Annotated in this window: 15 protein-coding genes; 8 read left to right on the top strand and 7 right to left on the bottom strand. The window is 74.9% G+C overall.

What is annotated here, in order from left to right; genetic code table 11:
- Positions 1 to 85: 85 nt before the first annotated feature.
- Positions 86 to 625 (top strand): hypothetical protein, encoded by a 540-nt coding sequence (locus BJZ21_RS19920; protein WP_179665348.1) that lies wholly within the window; start codon positions 86 to 88, stop codon positions 623 to 625.
- A 98-nt stretch (positions 626 to 723) separates the two neighbouring features.
- Here the strand turns inward: BJZ21_RS19920 and BJZ21_RS19915 are convergent, their stop codons facing one another.
- The gene (locus BJZ21_RS19915; RefSeq protein WP_179665347.1) at positions 724 to 1,212 is read right to left on the bottom strand and encodes a glutathione peroxidase; all 489 of its coding nucleotides are present in this window, start codon (positions 1,210 to 1,212) and stop codon (positions 724 to 726) included.
- 112 nt (positions 1,213 to 1,324) lie between these two features.
- Between BJZ21_RS19915 and BJZ21_RS19910 the strand changes: the two genes are divergently transcribed.
- Together BJZ21_RS19910 and BJZ21_RS19905 are read left to right on the top strand one after the other, a co-directional pair.
- Complete coding sequence (locus BJZ21_RS19910) at positions 1,325 to 4,207, top strand: DEAD/DEAH box helicase (RefSeq protein ID WP_343052245.1); 2,883 nt, start codon at positions 1,325 to 1,327, stop codon at positions 4,205 to 4,207.
- Positions 4,204 to 4,869 (top strand): SWIM zinc finger family protein, encoded by a 666-nt coding sequence (locus BJZ21_RS19905; RefSeq protein WP_179665345.1) that lies wholly within the window; start codon positions 4,204 to 4,206, stop codon positions 4,867 to 4,869. The genes BJZ21_RS19910 and BJZ21_RS19905 overlap by 4 nt, the downstream gene beginning before the upstream one ends.
- A gap of 79 nt (positions 4,870 to 4,948) precedes the next feature.
- Here BJZ21_RS19905 and BJZ21_RS19900 read toward each other — a convergent pair whose 3' ends face one another.
- The 5 genes from BJZ21_RS19900 to trxA all read right to left on the bottom strand — a co-directional run bounded on the left by BJZ21_RS19900 (position 4,949) and on the right by trxA (position 7,516).
- Positions 4,949 to 5,383, bottom strand: coding sequence for a hypothetical protein (locus BJZ21_RS19900; RefSeq protein WP_179665344.1), 435 nt, complete (start codon positions 5,381 to 5,383; stop codon positions 4,949 to 4,951).
- A gap of 418 nt (positions 5,384 to 5,801) precedes the next feature.
- On the bottom strand, positions 5,802 to 6,374 hold the full coding sequence (locus tag BJZ21_RS19895; protein ID WP_179665343.1) for an SACE_7040 family transcriptional regulator: 573 nt from the start codon (positions 6,372 to 6,374) through the stop codon (positions 5,802 to 5,804).
- Positions 6,375 to 6,444: 70 nt separating this feature from the next.
- Positions 6,445 to 6,708 carry a metal-sensing transcriptional repressor gene (locus BJZ21_RS19890; protein ID WP_179665342.1) on the bottom strand — a complete coding sequence of 88 codons (264 nt, stop codon included), beginning with the start codon at positions 6,706 to 6,708 and terminating at the stop codon, positions 6,445 to 6,447.
- A gap of 2 nt (positions 6,709 to 6,710) precedes the next feature.
- Entirely contained in the window at positions 6,711 to 7,145 is a 435-nt protein-coding gene (locus tag BJZ21_RS19885) for a DUF302 domain-containing protein (RefSeq protein ID WP_179665341.1), read from the bottom strand.
- Positions 7,145 to 7,516 (bottom strand): thioredoxin, encoded by a 372-nt coding sequence (trxA, locus tag BJZ21_RS19880; protein ID WP_179665340.1) that lies wholly within the window; start codon positions 7,514 to 7,516, stop codon positions 7,145 to 7,147. The genes BJZ21_RS19885 and trxA overlap by 1 nt, the downstream gene beginning before the upstream one ends.
- Positions 7,517 to 7,704: 188 nt before the next feature.
- Here trxA and BJZ21_RS19875 point away from each other — a divergent pair, with 188 nt between their 5' ends.
- Entirely contained in the window at positions 7,705 to 9,336 is a 1,632-nt protein-coding gene (locus tag BJZ21_RS19875; protein ID WP_179665339.1) for an amidohydrolase family protein, read from the top strand.
- A gap of 37 nt (positions 9,337 to 9,373) precedes the next feature.
- Here BJZ21_RS19875 and BJZ21_RS19870 read toward each other — a convergent pair whose 3' ends face one another.
- A complete protein-coding gene (locus tag BJZ21_RS19870; RefSeq protein ID WP_179665338.1) occupies positions 9,374 to 9,808 on the bottom strand; it encodes a VOC family protein in 435 nt (144 codons plus the stop codon).
- Between the two features lie 75 nt (positions 9,809 to 9,883).
- Between BJZ21_RS19870 and BJZ21_RS19865 the strand changes: the two genes are divergently transcribed.
- From BJZ21_RS19865 to BJZ21_RS19850, 4 genes are read left to right on the top strand one after another with little or no spacing between them, the layout of a single operon-like run.
- Positions 9,884 to 11,455 carry a carboxyl transferase domain-containing protein gene (locus BJZ21_RS19865; RefSeq protein WP_425490531.1) on the top strand — a complete coding sequence of 524 codons (1,572 nt, stop codon included), beginning with the start codon at positions 9,884 to 9,886 and terminating at the stop codon, positions 11,453 to 11,455.
- Between the two features lie 8 nt (positions 11,456 to 11,463).
- Positions 11,464 to 13,413 carry an acetyl/propionyl/methylcrotonyl-CoA carboxylase subunit alpha gene (locus tag BJZ21_RS19860; RefSeq protein WP_179665337.1) on the top strand — a complete coding sequence of 650 codons (1,950 nt, stop codon included), beginning with the start codon at positions 11,464 to 11,466 and terminating at the stop codon, positions 13,411 to 13,413.
- A gap of 40 nt (positions 13,414 to 13,453) precedes the next feature.
- Positions 13,454 to 14,437, top strand: coding sequence for a hydroxymethylglutaryl-CoA lyase (locus BJZ21_RS19855; RefSeq protein WP_179665336.1), 984 nt, complete (start codon positions 13,454 to 13,456; stop codon positions 14,435 to 14,437).
- Positions 14,434 to 15,531: a hypothetical protein gene (locus BJZ21_RS19850; RefSeq protein WP_179665335.1), complete on the top strand. Its 1,098-nt coding sequence runs from the start codon at positions 14,434 to 14,436 to the stop codon at positions 15,529 to 15,531. Before BJZ21_RS19855 ends, BJZ21_RS19850 begins: the two co-directional genes overlap by 4 nt.
- Positions 15,532 to 15,563 lie beyond the last annotated feature (32 nt).

Below are 15,563 nucleotides of genomic sequence, written 5' to 3'. Positions count from 1 at the left end.
TCGATACCGGGCCGGGCGCTCCGGCGCCGACCAGTCCGACCCACCGCCGAACGGGGGCGGCACTCATCTCGCGGAGGTTCCCCACATGCACCCTTCCACCCTGCTCGCCGCCGGCCTGCTGACCGGCTCGCTGGTCCTCACTGCCGGTGGCGCCTGGGCCGACAGCGACTCGGTCAAGGACAAGGCCGGTGACGCCGCGCCCGCCGGCGACATCACCAAGGTCACGGTCCGCAACACCGGCAAGGCGCTGACGATCCAGACCAAGCTGAAGAAGGCCTCGGCCGGCCGCACCCATGTGGTGGCCACGCTGACCTCGGCCACCGAGGGCGCCGCCACCTACGTGGCGCGCACCGTCGAGAGCGGTCACGGCCACCGGGTCGGCGCGACGCTCGAGACCAGCGCGCCCGACGCCACCGACCCGACCACGACCGTGGCGACGCCGGTGGACTGCCAGCGCCTGCACGCCGCGGTCTCCTCGGGTCGCAACGGCATGGTGACGATCAGGATCCCGCAGTCCTGCTTCGGCGCCGACGCCGGCACCTTCACCGTCGCGGTGACCACGGTCACGCCCGCGGGTGCGGTCGTGGACCAGACCTCGAGCGACCCGACGGTCGACGAGGGCTGAGCCCCGGGTCGTGTGGCCCCCCGTGCACCCGCGTGCACCCGGGGCCGCACGACTGCCGGTCAACCCGGCAGATCAGCCCGGCAGGTCAGCCCGGTAGATCAGCCCAGCAGGCGCTCGACCGCCTCGACCAGCCGCGGGTCGTCCGGCTCGACGCGCGGGGAGAAGCGCGCCACCACGGCCCCGTCGCCGTCGAGGAGGAACTTCTCGAAGTTCCAGGCGACGTCGCCGGTGCGGCCCTCCTCGTCCGGGGTGTCCACCAGGACCTGGTAGACCTCGTGTCGGCCGGGCCCGTTGACCTCGATCTTCTCCGACATCGGGAAGGTGACCCCGTAGGTCGCCGAGCAGAACTCCGCGATCTCATCGGCGCTGCCCGGCTCCTGGCCGCCGAACTGGTTGCAGGGCAGCCCGACCACCGCGAAGCCGCGGTCGGCGTACGCCTCGTGCAGCCGCTCCAGGCCGGTGTACTGCGGGGTGAGCCCGCACTTGCTGGCGACGTTGACCAGCAGCGCCGGGCCCCCGCCGGTGAGTCCGCCCAGGCTGTCGGGGGTGCCGTCCAGGCGGGCGATCTTGGCGTCGAGGATGCTCATGCCCCGACGATACAAAGGCCCCGCAACGCCGGGCCGGCTGCCGCGTCGTCCGGCCGTCGGTGCGGGTCGCTACCGTCGGGAGCCCATCGTCCCCGGTCCCGAGGTGCCTCCCGTGAGCTTCGTCCCCGTCACCGGTCCGGCGACCTTCCGCGCCGGCGACCCGCCGCGGTCGGGGGTCGTGGAGTTCACCGGGCCGCATCGCCAGGTCGCGCTGCCGGTCCGGGCGGCGTTGCCGGTGCTCACCCGGGCCCACGCGCGCGACGACCTGCACCCCAGCGTCGCGCTGCTCTCCGGCGCGGTGCTGCTGGGCATGCGGCTGGTCGCGGCCGGCAGGCTCGAGCCGGCCCCGGCCGACGCGGGCTCCGGTGCGGGCCCCGGTGCTGGCCCTGGTGCGCGCTCGGGTCCGGCATGGCGGCTGGCCGGGCTCGACGAGGCCGACGAGGACCGGGTGCGGATGCTGGCGCGGGCGCGGGCCCACGAGGCGGTGGGCGTCGAGGAGGCCGAGGCGCTGGTGCGCCGGGTGCTGGACGCCGTCGCCGACGCGATGCCCCGCAGCGCCCCGTCCCCCCGGCGGCCCACCGCCCCGGGCACCCGGCCGACCACCGGGTCGGGGGCCACCACGAGCCGTCCCGCGTTCACCGAGCGGCTGCGCGAGCGCCTCGAGCGCCAGCACGCGGCCGCCCGGCGACCCCAGCTGGTCGGGCTGTCGCTGCGGGTCGAGGCCGACGAGGAGGAGCTGGTCGCCGGCGCGGTCCGGCTGGTGCTGCAGGCCCACGACGTCGAGGACCCGCTGCACGTGTGCGACGCCGCGCTGCTGTGGACCGAGGACGGCGAGGTGCACGGCTTCGGCGACCGCGCCCGCACCCACGCCTCGATCGCGCTGCGCGCGGCCGCGGAGGCCTGGCCGGTCCTCGACCGGCTGCTGGACCGGCTGCTGGACCGCGGGGTGCCCGACGAGATCACCCTGGACACCGACGAGCTGGTCAGCCTGCTCGACGAGGGCGTCGCGGCGCTGGCGGCGCGCGGCGTCGACGTGCTCTGGCCGAGGTCCCTGGGCCGCGACCTGACCACCCGGGCCGAGCTGGACCGGGCCCCGACCCCCCGCGAGGGCGAGCTGGTCAAGGGGCTGCTGGGGGCCGAGGAGCTCTTCGCGTTCCGCTGGCAGGTCGCCCTCGACGGCGAGCCGCTGACCGAGGAGGAGATGACGCAGCTGGCCGCCTCGGCGTCCCCGGTGATGCGGCTGCGCGGGGGCTGGACGGTCGTCGACCCGGCGGTGGCGCGCCGCGCCAGGCGCCGACTGATCAGGACCGTGCCGCCGGCGCAGGCGATCGCCGCCGCGCTCACCGGCGTGCTGGAGGTCGGGCCGGCCGGGGGCGCCGAGGCCCCCGAGGAGACCCCGGTGGTGGTGGGGGCGAGCCTGCTGGGGGTGCGCGAGCGGCTGCTCACCGCGGCCGGGCGCGCGACGGTGCCGGCGCCGGCGGGTCTCTCGGCCACGCTGCGCGGCTACCAGCTCCAGGGGCTCACCTGGCTGACCGAGCTCACCGACCTCGGCCTGGGCGCCTGCCTCGCCGACGACATGGGTCTGGGCAAGACCGTCACCCTGATCGCGCTGCACCTGCACCGGGCGGCGCGCCCGGGGGCCGGGCCGACGCTGGTCGTCTGCCCCGCCAGCCTGCTCGGCAACTGGGAGAGCGAGATCGCGCGGTTCGCGCCCGGCGTCCCGGTCCGGCGCTTCCACGGCGGCCGTCGCTCGGTGGCCGACCTGGTGGCCGGGCCGGGAGATGGGCCCGGGGACGAGCCGGCGGACGGGCCTGGGGCAGGGTTCGTGCTCACGACGTACGGCACCCTGCGCAACGACCACGAGGTGCTCGCGGAGGTCGGCTGGGGCCTGGTCGTCGCCGACGAGGCCCAGCACGTCAAGAACGCCCGCTCGGCGACCGCCCGGGCCCTGCGCGCGGTGCCCGGCCGGGCCCGGGTGGCGCTCACCGGCACCCCGGTCGAGAACGACCTCACCGAGCTCTGGTCGATCCTGGACTGGCTGGTGCCCGGCCTGCTCGGCAGCCGGCAGGCGTTCCGTCGGGTCTGGGCCGCGCCGATCGAGTCCGGCGAGGAGCCGACCAAGGCCCGCCAGTTCGCCGACCTGATCGGCCCGTTCCTGCTGCGGCGCCGCAAGTCCGACCCCGGCATCGCGCCGGAGCTGCCCGCCAAGACCGAGACCGACCACCTGCTGGCCCTCACCCGGGAGCAGGTGGTGCTCTACGAGGCGTTCGTCCGCGACACGATGGCGCGCATCGAGCGGTCCGACGCGCAGGCCCGGCGCGGCCTGGTGCTCGCGCTGCTGACCGGGCTCAAGCAGATCTGCAACCACCCGGCCCACTTCCTCAAGCAGCAGGCGGTGCGGCTGCCCGGTCGCTCGGAGAAGCTGGACCTGCTCGACGAGCTGCTCGGCACGATCCTCGCCGAGGACGGCGCGGTGCTGGTCTTCACCCAGTACGTCGCGATGGGCCGGCTGCTCGAGGCGCACCTGACGCGCGCCGGCATCCCCCACCAGTTCCTGCACGGCGGCACCCCCGTGCGGGAGCGGGAGGCGATGGTCGCCCGCTTCCAGGCCGCGGAGGGCGAGCAGCGGGTCCCGGTCTTCCTGCTCTCGCTGAAGGCCGGTGGCACCGGGCTGAACCTCACCCGCGCCGACCACGTGGTGCACGTCGACCGCTGGTGGAACCCGGCCGTGGAGGAGCAGGCCACCGATCGCGCCTACCGGATCGGGCAGACCCGGCCGGTGCAGGTGCACCGGCTGATCACCCGCGGCACCATCGAGGAGCGGATCGCCGAACTGCTGCAGCGGAAGCGGGTGCTCGCCGACGCCGTGCTCGCCCGCGGGGAGGCGGCGCTGACCGAGCTCGGGGACGAGGAGCTGCGCGACCTGGTCACGCTGCGCCGAGAGGGCCGGGAGGCCCGGGAGGCCGACGCGCGCGGGCCCGCGGGTGCGCCGTGACCACGGTCGTGCACCCGGCCGGGCCGGGTTGGCGGCGGGGCGGCCGGCCCGCGACCTGGTGGGGCCGGGCCTGGGGGCGCGCGGTGGAGGAGGCGGCCTACGATGAGCAGGCGCTGGCGGCGGGCAGGTCCTTGGCCCGGGCGGGAGCCGTCGGGGCGGTCACCACCGAGGCCGGGCGGTTCGCCGCCGACGTGGCGGACGGCTCCGAGACCTGCCGGGTCACCGGCACCCTGCCGGTCCTCGACCCGACCGGCCGCGAGAGCCTGGTCGAGGCGGTGGCCGCCGGCGGTGGCCGGCTCGCGGCGCTGCTCGCCGGCGACCTGCCGCACGACCTCGTCGAGCACGCCGAGGAGGCCGGGGTCGAGCTGCTGCCGTACGGCGGGGAGCTGGTCACCGGCTGCACCTGCCGCGGCTGGACCGACCCGTGCCGGCACGCGCTGGCGCTGCTGACCCGGCTCACCTGGCTGGTGGAGGCCGACCCCCTGGTGCTGCTGCACCTGCGGGGGCTTTCGCGCGAGGAGCTGCTGTCCCGGCTGCACGCGGGCGGGCCGGCCGGCGACGCGGACGAGGACCTCGACGTCGCGCTGGACGCCGCGCTGCGGGCGGCCGCCGTGCTGCGCGTGCTCGACGACGACCACGCCCGGATCGAGCACCTGCTCTGACCGGGTGTGTCCCATGTCAGCGTGAGCTCGGCCCGGCGGCCTATCGGATCTTCGTAGGCGCGGGCCTCGCACCTGGCGATCAACGGACGCGTACGACAGCGGCTTGGCCGTACTCCGGGACCAGGGTCGCCCGGCCGGGCTTGACCTCCATCGGGAGCTCGACGGCCCAGGTCACCGCGCCGAAGTCGTCGTGTGTGGCGCGGGCGTCGGCGGTGCCGAGGGGCCACGTGCGTCCGTTCTGGCGCAGCGTCAGGGTGATGCCGCTCATCGGCTCGGGCTCGGGACCGTAATCGCAACTGCTGCAGCCGGGCGTGGCGGAACACGAGCCGGTGTCCTGGCAGCCGTCGGCGAACCCGGCGCCGTCGATCTCGGCGCTGGCGCCGTGGCGGAGCACCAGGTGGTCGGTGCCGATGAGGGAGGGCGCTGCGCACGAGGCGGCTGCCGGCTGTTGCCCGAACGGCAGGAGGGTTGCGGTGGTCAGGGCCGCGAGCAGAATCGCCGGTGCAGGTCGCATGCTGCTTCGACGTCGGCGGCGCGCCGGAGGTTCCCTCGCGTTACGGGAGGGCGCCGTCGCCGGACTCCGCGTCCCCGCGGTCCTGGAAGGTGGGTCCACTGTTCGAGGCACCCCGGGCCAGGTGGACGTCTCCTCGCCACGGCAACAGGGACACACCCAGTGAGCGCGTGGCCGGGCCCGGTCGCCCGTGGACAAGGATCTCGCCGGCTGGAGGTCGACGACCCGCCCAACCCGGCAGCGTGCCCAACTCGACCCGGCAGCGGGCCCAACTCAACCCGGCGGGGGGCCCAACTCGACCCGGCAGCGGGCCCAACTCAACCCCAGAACACCCCTTGTCGACCACGACGCGGACCTGCCGGGTGACGCGCAGGTAGTCGTTGACCATGCTGTCCGAGGCCCCGCGCGGGTAGGGAGGAAGTCAGCCGGCGGAGGGCAGCCCGAGCGCGCCCAGCGCCATCTGCGAGAGCAGCCCGTGCATCGGGGCGTCGGGCAGCAGCCCGCTGTGCGGGGTGGAGTTGATCAGGCCGAACGCCGCGTGCGCCATCGCGCGGGCCCGGTCGGCGGGCAGTCCGGGGTCGAGCGCGCGCAGCTGCGCGGCCCAGAGGTCGACGTACTCCCGTTGCAGGACCCGCACCCGCTCGCGCGCCGCCCCGGGCAGCGACTGCCAGTCCCGGTCCTGGACCACGATCAGCGGCCGGTGCCGCAGCGCGAAGTCGACGTGCCAGTCGACCAGGGCGGACAGGGCGGCGGCCGGCTCGGGCGCGGCGGCCGCCCGTTCGCGGCCCACGCTGAGCAGCTCCTCGCTGATCGAGACCAGCATCTCGGCGAGGACCGCGTCCTTGGACGCGAAGTGCTTGTAGAGCGCCGGCCCGGAGATGCCGCAGGCCGCGCCGAGGTCGGCGACCGAGACCCCGTGGAAGCCGCGGGCGGCGAACAGCTCGGCCGCGGTGGCCAGGATCTGGTCGCGACGCGCGACGGGCTCGGCACTCACCGGCCCAGGTTAGCGCTCGTTAACTGCGTGCGGGCCGGCACGCCACGGGCCGGGACCGGGGGGCGGACCGTCAGGCCAGCGAGAGGAAGAGCTTCTCCATCTTCTTGGCGTCGACCGAGTCGATGCCCTCGCCCTCGGCCAGGCACTGCTGCAGCCCGGTGGCGACGATGGCGAAGCCGGCCCGGTCCAGGGCGCGGGAGACCGCGGCGAGCTGGGTCACGACGTCCTCGCACTCCCGGCCCTCCTCGAGCATCCGCAGCACGCCGGCGAGCTGGCCCTGGGCCCGCTTGATCCGGTTGATCACCGGACTCATCGACTGGGGGTCGAGCTCCACGGTCAGTGCTCCTCGTCAGTGTCGGCGGCGGGGTCGGCATCGGGGTCGGCGGCGTCCAGGCCTGCCAGGACGGCGGTGAGCCGCCGGCGGGCGTCCGCGGCGACCTCGCCGAGCGCCTCCCCGGCCAGCTGCGTCATCGCGTCGGGGTCGAAGGCCTCGACGGTGGTGGTGGTCTCGTCGACCGCGCGGACCGCGACGTTGCACGGCAGCATCGTGGCGACGGCCGGGTCGATGCCGAGCGCCTGGTGGGCCAGCTGCGGCCGGCAGGCGCCCAGGATCACGTGCGGGGCGACGTCGACGTCGAGCTTGGCCTTCAGCGTGGCCCGCAGGTCGATCTCGGTGAGCACCCCGAAGCCCTGCTCGGCCAGCGCGTCGCGGACCTCGGCGAGCGTGCGGTCGAAGGGCCGCGCGACGGTGGTGGCCAGCGTGTAGCCCATCAGGCCTGCTCCCCCTCGGTCGCGGCGACCTGGGCGTGCACGTCCTCCATGTCGAGGTCGCGCACGGCCTGGATCAGCTGCTCGAGGGCCGGCGCGGGCAGCGCCCCGGGCTGGGAGAACACCAGCACGCCCTCCCGGAAGGCCATCAGCGTGGGGATCGAGGTGATCCGGGCGGCACCGGCGAGCGCCTGCTCGGCCTCGGTGTCGACCGAGCCGAAGAAGACGTCGGTGTGCTGCTCCGACGCGGCCTCGTAGACGGGCGCGAACTGGCGGCACGGGCCGCACCAGGAGGCCCAGAAGTCCACCAGGACGATGTCGTTCTCGGCGACGGTGGTCTCGAAGTTCTCGGCGGTGAGGGTGTTGGCGGCCATGCCTGCGTCCTTCTCTCGGTTGGTGGGAGGATACCCCCTGGGGTGTCCAAGGGCTCACCGGCTAGAACGCCTCATACCCCGACGGGTATTCCGCGCCAGCGCCCCCGACCGGCTGCCTGACCCGGCTGCCTGACCCGGCTGTCTGACCCGGCTGCATGACTCGGGCCCGGGCGGGGCATAACAGTTGCGTGAACGCACACATCTTCCTCCAGGCCCAGCTCTTCGACGGACACCGGTACGCCGGGGCGGACGCCCTGGGCGTGCGCGACGGACGGATCGTGGCGATCGGCGACCCCGCCGACGTCCGGGACCGGGTCGGCCCCGGCGCGCAGGAGGTCGACTGCGGCGGCGGGCTGCTGCTCCCCGGCTTCCAGGACGCCCACATGCACCCGATGGTCGGCGGCCTGGAGCGGCTGCGCTGCGAGATGAGCGGCCTCAGCGGCGCCGAGGAGTATCTCGACGCGTTGCGCGACTCCGCCGAGCGGCAGTCGGGTGCGGCCTGGTTCCGCGGCGGCGGCTGGTCGGTCGCCGCGTTCGGCCCGCAGGGCCCGACCGCCGAGCTGCTGGACCGGGTGATGCCGGACAAGCCGGCCTTCCTCCCGAGCACCGACCACCACGACGCCTGGGTGAACACCCGGGCGCTGGAGGTGGCCGGGATCACCGCGGACACCCCCGACCCCGAGGACGGCTGGATCGAGCGCGACGACCGGGGCAACCCGACCGGCACGTTGCGCGAGGGCGCCCAGCGGCTGGTCTGGGACCACGTGGAGACCACCCGCGAGGAGTACGCCGCCGCGCTGCGTGAGGCCCAGTCCTACCTCGCCTCGTGGGGCATCGTCGGCTGGCACGACGCCCTGATCGGCGGGTACGCCGGGCTCGACGACCCGACCCAGGCCTACCTGGACCTGAAGGAGGCCGACGACCTGCGCGCCCACGTGCGCTGCTCGCAGTGGTGGGACCGGCACCGGGGCCTCGAGCAGGTCGAGGAGCTGCTCGCCGAGCGGGACCGGCTGGCCGCGGCCGGCCTGACCGCGGACTCGGTCAAGGTGATGATGGACGGCATCGCCGAGACCTTCACCGCGACCGTGGAGGAGCCCTACCTCGGCCAGCTGCACTGCGCCTGCGGCGACCGGGGGCTGGCGTTCCTCGACGCCGAGCAGGTGCGCGAGGTGGTCGTCGCCCTCGACGCCGCCGGGCTCGCCTGCCACTTCCACGCGATCGGCGAGCGGGCCGTGCACGACGCGCTGGACGCGCTCGAGGCGGCCCGGGTCGACAACGGGATGCGGGGGCTGCGCCACCAGGTGGCGCACCTGCAGCTGGTGCGGCCCGGCGACCGGGCCCGCTTCTGGGCGCTGGGCGTCACCGCCAACGTGCAGGGGATGTGGGTGAGCCGCGACACCCCGGCGGTGAAGATGCTGCTGCCCCACCTCGACGAGGAGCGGGCCTCCTGGCACTACCCGCTCGCCGAGATCGCCGGCACCGGGGCGCACCTGGCCGGCGGCAGCGACTGGCCGGTCAACCCGCCCGAGCCGGTCGCCGGCGTGCACGCGCTGGTGAACCGGGCGTCGTACTCCTCCGACGGCGACGCCCCCGAGCCGCTGGTGCCCGACCAGGCGCTGAGCCTGGAGCAGGCGCTGTCGGCCTACACCAGTGGCACCGCCTGGGTGAACCACCGCGGCGACTCCGGGGTGCTCCAGGTGGGTGCCCGGGCGGACCTCACGCTGCTCGACCGGGACCCGTTCCGCGCCCCGGCCGAGGAGATCGGGGCGGCCGAGATCGTGGCCACCTGGTTCGGCGGCGAGCGGGTCTACGAGCGCTGACTCGGACCCGGAGCCGGTCCGCGCGGCCGGTGGGCGGTCAGCCCGGCGGCAGCGCCCGCAGCACGCAGAACTCGTTGCCGTCGGGGTCGGCCATCACCACCCAGGAGGTGTCTTGCTGGCCGATGTCGACGCGACGGGCGCCGAGGCCCTCGAGCCGGGCCACCTCGGCGCCCTGGTCCACCGGGCGCAGGTCGAGGTGGAGCCGGTTCTTGACCACCTTGCCCTCCGGGACCCGCACGAACAGCAGGTCCGGGCAGACGCCGTCCTCGGGGCTGCCGGCCGGCGGCTCGAGGACGACCTCGGTGTCCGCCTGGTGGGTGCGCCGCCAGCCGAGCGCCTGCTCCCAGAAGGTGGCGATCGCCGCCGGGTCGGCGGTGTCGACGCACACGCACTGCCAGCGCAGGGCCGGCGGGGAGGCGGCGGGGGGCGCCACGGGGGACGCCGGGGACGGGACGGGGGGCAGGTCGCTCATGGCGGCAGCCTCCCAGCGGGGCCGCGCCGGGGGCACCGCATTTACGGCGGGGTTAACGATCGCTAACCTAGGTCTGTGGCTCATGAGATGAAGGCGCTCGTCGACGAGCTGCGCGACCGGCTGGCCCTCGCGCGACGCGGCGGCAGCGAGAGCGCGCGCACCAAGCACACCGACCGGGGCAAGCTGCTGGTCCGCGACCGGGTCGACCGGCTGCTGGACCCGGGCAGCCCGTTCCTCGAGCTCAGTCCGCTGGCCGCGACCGGGATGTACGGCGCCAAGGACGGCGAGGAGGCCGTCCCCAGCGCCGGCATCGTCACCGGCGTCGGCCGGGTGAGCGGCCGCGAGTGCGTGGTGGTGGCCAACGACGCGACGGTCAAGGGCGGCACCTACTACCCGATGACGGTCAAGAAGCACCTGCGGGCGCAGGCCGTGGCCGCCGAGAACAACCTGCCCTGCCTCTACCTGGTGGACTCCGGCGGGGCGTTCCTGCCGATGCAGGACGAGGTGTTCCCGGACCGCGAGCACTTCGGGCGGATCTTCTTCAACCAGGCCAACCTCTCCGCGCGCGGCATCCCGCAGATCGCCAGCGTGATGGGCTCGTGCACCGCCGGTGGCGCCTACGTGCCGGCGATGTCGGACGAGACCGTGATCGTCAAGGAGCAGGGCACGATCTTCCTCGGCGGCCCGCCGCTGGTGAAGGCCGCCACCGGCGAGGTGGTCACCGCCGAGGAGCTCGGCGGCGGCGACGTGCACGCCCGCACCTCCGGCGTGGTCGACCACCTGGCCGAGGACGACGCGCACGCGCTGGCGATCGTGCGCAGCATCGTGGCCACCTTCGAGCGGCCCACCGCCGCGGGCTTCCCGCAGCACGAGGTGGAGGAGCCCCACGAGGATCCCGAGACCCTGTACGACGTGGTGCCGGCCGACACCCGCACGCCGTACGACGTGCGCGAGGTGATCCGCCGCGTGGTCGACGCCAGCCGGTTCCACGAGTTCAAGAAGCTCTACGGCGAGACGCTGGTCTGCGGCTTCGCCCGGATCCACGGCTACCCGGTCGGCATCGTGGCCAACAACGGCATCCTGTTCAGCGAGTCCGCGCTCAAGGGCGCCCACTTCATCGAGCTGTGCAACCAGCGCGGCGTGCCGCTGGTGTTCCTGCAGAACATCACCGGCTTCATGGTCGGCCGCGAGTACGAGAACCGCGGCATCGCCCGGGACGGCGCCAAACTGGTCACCGCGGTCGCCTGCTCGGTGGTGCCGAAGTTCACCGTGGTGATCGGCGGCTCGTTCGGCGCCGGCAACTACGGCATGTGCGGGCGCGCCTACGACCCCCGGTTCTTGTGGATGTGGCCCAACGCCCGGATCTCGGTGATGGGCGGCGAGCAGGCCGCCAGCGTGCTGGCCACGGTCCGTCGCGACGGGCTGGAGGCGCGCGGCGAGCAGTGGTCCGCCGAGGACGAGGAGTCGTTCAAGGCCCCGCTCCGGGACCAGTACGAGCACCAGGGCTCGCCGTACTACTCCACCGCACGGCTGTGGGACGACGGCGTGATCGACCCCGCCGACACCCGACGGGTGCTCGGCATGGGGCTGGCCGCCGCCGCCAACGCGCCGGTCCCCGAGCCGTCCTACGGCATCTTCAGAATGTGAGTTCACCCATGCTCGAGTCCGTCCTGATCGCCAACCGCGGCGAGATCGCGCTGCGGGTCATCCGCGCCTGCCGGGCGCTCGGGGTGCGCAGCATCGCGATCCACTCCGACCTCGACAGGGAGGCCCCGCACGTGCGGGCGGCCGACGACGCGGTGCGGGTCGAGAGCTACCTCGACATCGAGGCGGTGGTGGCGGCCGCCCGGGTTTCCGGGGCCGCCGCCATCCACCCGGGCTACGGGTTCCTCTCCGAGCGGGCCGCGTTCGCGCAGGCCGTGGAGGACGCCGGGCTCGTGCTGGTCGGCCCGTCCGCCCGGGTGATGGAGCAGATGGGTCGCAAGGACGCGGCCCGCGAGATCGCCGTCAAGGCCGGCGTGCCCGTGGTGCCGTCGTACGCCCTGGACGACCCGGTCGAGGACATGCGGTTCCCGGTGCTGGTCAAGGCCGCCGCCGGTGGCGGCGGCAAGGGCATGCGGGTGGTCCGGGAGCCCGGCGACTTCGCCGAGGCCGTGGCCGCCGCGGGCCGCGAGGCCGCCAGCGCGTTCGGCGACGACACGCTGCTGGTGGAGAAGTACGTCGAGCGCGGCCGGCACATCGAGGTGCAGGTGCTCGCCGACGGCCACGGCCGGGTCGTGCACCTCTTCGAGCGCGACTGCTCCACCCAGCGCCGCCACCAGAAGGTGCTGGAGGAGGCGCCGGCGCCGACGATCACCGAGGAGACCCGCCGCGCGGTCACCTCCGCGGCCGTCGCGCTCGCGACCGAGGTGGGCTACGAGAACGCCGGCACCGTGGAGTTCCTGCTCGACGAGGCCACCGGGGAGGCCTACTTCCTGGAGATGAACACCCGGCTGCAGGTCGAGCACCCGGTCACCGAGTCGGTCGTGGTGTGCGCCGGCCCCCAGCAACGCGCGACCGGGACCGCCGGCGAGCACGTCGACCTCGTGCAGCTGCAGCTGCGGATCGCCTCGGGCGAGCCGCTGCCGTTCACCCAGGCCGACCTCGGCCTGGCCGGGCACGCCATCGAGGCCCGCGTCTACGCCGAGGACTCCTTCCACGGGTTCCTGCCCCAGGCGGGCACCGCCGTGCTGGTCCGCTGGCCGGCCGCCGCCCGGGTGGACGCGGCCCTGGAGAGCGGCCAGGTCGTGAGCACGGCCTACGACCCGATGCTCGGCAAGGTCATCGCCCGCGGCCCGGACCGCGAGTCGGCCCGCAAGGCGCTGGTCGCCGCCCTCGACGACACCGCGATCCTGGGGCTGACCACCAACGTCGGCTTCCTGCGCGCGCTGGCCGCCGGCGAAGAGTTCCGCGACGCCACCATCGACACCGCCTGGCTGGACCGGCACCAGGTCGCCGAGCCGTCGCCGGAGACGGCCCGGGTGATCGCGGCGTGGACCGCGGCGTTCGTCTGGACCCAGGACGCCGGCGGCGGGGACCCGTTCCGCGCCGACGGCTGGCGGCTCGGCGCCGAGCCCGCTCCGGTGCTGGTGGAGCTCGACCGGCCGGTGCGCGTGGACCGGGCCCGCGGCCTGGTCGACGCCGGGGACGGCCCGGTCGCCGTGCAGCAGTTCTCCGCCGAGCAGCACACGGTGGTGCTCGGCGTCGACGGCACCCGGCACCGGGCGGTCGTGGACGTCGGCGCCCACGCCGTCGAGGTCGTGCACCGGGGGCACCGCTTCGTCTTCGAGCGTCCCGACGTCTTCGGCGACCACGCCCTCGACCTCAGCGACGGCGCGATCCTGGCGCCGATGCCCGGCACCGTGCTCGACGTGCGCGTGGAGCAGGGGCAGGACGTCGCCGAGGGCGAGGTGCTCGGCGCGCTGGAGGCGATGAAGATGGAGCTCGCGCTCAAGGCGCCGTTCGCCGGCACGGTCACCGAGGTCGGGGCCGGCGTCGGCGACCAGGTCGCGCTCGGCGCCCGGCTGTTCCTGGTCGCGCCGCTGGAGCAGCAGGCGGCCGGATGACGCCGCCCAGCACCCCCCGCGAGCCCCGAGGAGAGGCCTGATGCGCACCCCCACCGTGGTCCCGGCCACCGTCACGCCGGTCGCGTCGATGCCCGAGCGGGTGACGATCTACGAGGTCGGCCCGCGCGACGGGCTGCAGAACGAGAAGGCGCTGGTCCCGACCGAGGTCAAGGCCGAGTTCGTCCGCCGGCTGCTGGCCGCCGGCCTGCCGGTCGTCGAGGCCACCAGCTTCGTGCACCCGCGCTGGGTGCCCCAGCTGGCCGACGCGGCCGAGCTGATGGGCCTGCTGGGCGCCGCCGGCCGCGACTGCCCGGTGCTGGTGCCCAACGAGCGCGGCCTCGACCGGGCGCTCGAGCTGGGCGTGCGGCACATCGCGATCTTCGGCTCGGCCACCGAGACGTTCGCGCAGAAGAACCTCAACCGCAGCCTCGACGAGCAGTTCGCGATGTTCGAGCCGACCGTGCGCCGCGCCCGCGAGCACGGCCTGGACGTCCGCGCCTACGTCAGCATGTGCTTCGGCGACCCGTGGGAGGGGCCGGTCCCGGTCGCCCAGGTCGTCGAGGTCGGCAAGCGGCTCTTCGACCTCGGCGCCAGCCAGCTCAGCCTCGGCGACACGATCGGGGTCGGCACCGCGGGCCACGTTTCCGCGCTGGTCCGGGCGTTCGTGGAGGCCGGCATGGGCACCGACCAGCTCGCCATGCACTTCCACGACACCTACGGCCAGGCGCTGGCCAACACCTACGCGGCCCTGCAGTCCGGGATCACGACGTACGACGCCAGCGCCGGCGGGCTCGGCGGCTGCCCGTACGCGAAGAGCGCCACCGGCAACCTGGCCACCGAGGACCTCGTGTGGATGCTGCGCGGCCTGGGCATCGAGACCGGGGTCGAGCTCGAGGAGGTGGCCGCCGCCAGCGTCTGGATGGCGGGGCACCTCGGTCGCCCCAGTCCCTCGGCGGTGGTGCGCGCGCTCGCCCCGGCCAGTGCGGGGGACGCCGCAGGTGGTGCGGCACAATCTGGCGCATGAGCCGGCTCGTCTACCTGCACGTCGGTGCCCCCAAGACCGGGACGACCTACCTGCAGGACCGGATCGGGTTGAACGCGCGCTCGCTCGCCGACCACGGCGTGCACGTGCCGACCGGCTCGCCGCTGGTCAGCCCCGCGCTGTCCCAGTTCCGGGCGGCGCTCGACCTGCTCGGCCAGGACTGGGGCGGCGCCCCCGGTCACGCCGCGGGCGCCTGGGAGGCGCTGGTGAAGAAGGTCCGGCGCCGTTCCGGGACCGTGCTCATCAGCCACGAGATCCTCGCGCCGGCCGCGCCCGAGGCGGTGGCCCGGGCGATGGCCGACCTGGGCGCGGGAGGCGACACCGAGGTGCACGTGCTCTACTCCGCCCGGGACCTGGCCCGGCAGCTGCCGGCCGCCTGGCAGGAGAGCGTCAAGCAGGGCCGCAAGTGGTCCTACCGGAAGTTCCTCAACCGCTCCGAGCGCGGTCGCACCTGGTTCCAGCGCGCCTTCGACCTGCCCGCCGTGCTCGGCACCTGGGGTGCCGAGCTGCCCCCCGAGCGGGTGCACGTGCTGACCGTCCCCGCCCCGGGCAGCCGGGGCGACTCGCTGTGGGAGCGCTTCTGCCGCGCCACCGGCGTCGACCCGGCCTGGGCCCCGCAGGACAGCGACCGCGCCAACCGGTCCCTGGGCATCGCCGAGACCCAGGTGGTCCGGCAGCTCAACCGGCGGATCAAGCGCGCCACCCGTCGCGAGGCGGAGTACGACGAGCTGATCCGGCAGCTGCTCGCCCAGGACCAGCTGGTCCGCCGCTCCTCCCCGCCGGTGCGGCTGCCCCCCGAGCGCTTCGACTGGGCCGAGGACGAGGCGCAGCGCTGGATCGACTGGATCGACGGCAGCGGTGTCGACGTGGTCGGCGACCTCGAGGACCTGCGGCCGGTGCGCCCCGCGGAGACCGAGCGCTGGCGCAACCCCGACCGGGTGGCGGCGAAGAAGCAGCTGCGGGCCGCGCTCGACGCGCTGGCCGCGATGACCCAGGAGGCCGCCAGCCGGCCCGACCCCGAGCGGCAGCTGGTGCGGCGGATGCGGGCGCAGGCGCAGCGCCTGCGGCAGTCGTGACCGGGCGCGGCCGCGTCCCCCCGGCGGCCCGC

The organism is Nocardioides panaciterrulae, from assembly GCF_013409645.1.
Classification (GTDB): domain Bacteria; phylum Actinomycetota; class Actinomycetes; order Propionibacteriales; family Nocardioidaceae; genus Nocardioides; species Nocardioides panaciterrulae.
The sequence above is the reverse complement of the archived record's forward strand: the minus strand, read 5'-3'. Positions and strand labels throughout refer to the sequence as shown.

Bases quoted from the DNA above. Each gene is read 5' to 3' on its own strand.
- BJZ21_RS19870 (WP_179665338.1), bottom strand. From the start codon at position 9,808: ATGAGCGACCTGCCCCCCGTCCCGTCCCCGGCGTCCCCCGTGGCGCCC.
- BJZ21_RS19860 (WP_179665337.1), top strand. From the start codon at position 11,464: ATGCTCGAGTCCGTCCTGATCGCCAACCGCGGCGAGATCGCGCTGCGG.
- BJZ21_RS19855 (WP_179665336.1), top strand. From the start codon at position 13,454: ATGCGCACCCCCACCGTGGTCCCGGCCACCGTCACGCCGGTCGCGTCG.
- BJZ21_RS19920 (WP_179665348.1), top strand. From the start codon at position 86: ATGCACCCTTCCACCCTGCTCGCCGCCGGCCTGCTGACCGGCTCGCTG.
- BJZ21_RS19850 (WP_179665335.1), top strand. From the start codon at position 14,434: ATGAGCCGGCTCGTCTACCTGCACGTCGGTGCCCCCAAGACCGGGACG.
- BJZ21_RS19900 (WP_179665344.1), bottom strand. From the start codon at position 5,383: ATGCGACCTGCACCGGCGATTCTGCTCGCGGCCCTGACCACCGCAACC.
- trxA (WP_179665340.1), bottom strand. From the start codon at position 7,516: ATGGCCGCCAACACCCTCACCGCCGAGAACTTCGAGACCACCGTCGCC.
- BJZ21_RS19915 (WP_179665347.1), bottom strand. From the start codon at position 1,212: ATGAGCATCCTCGACGCCAAGATCGCCCGCCTGGACGGCACCCCCGAC.
- BJZ21_RS19885 (WP_179665341.1), bottom strand. From the start codon at position 7,145: ATGGGCTACACGCTGGCCACCACCGTCGCGCGGCCCTTCGACCGCACG.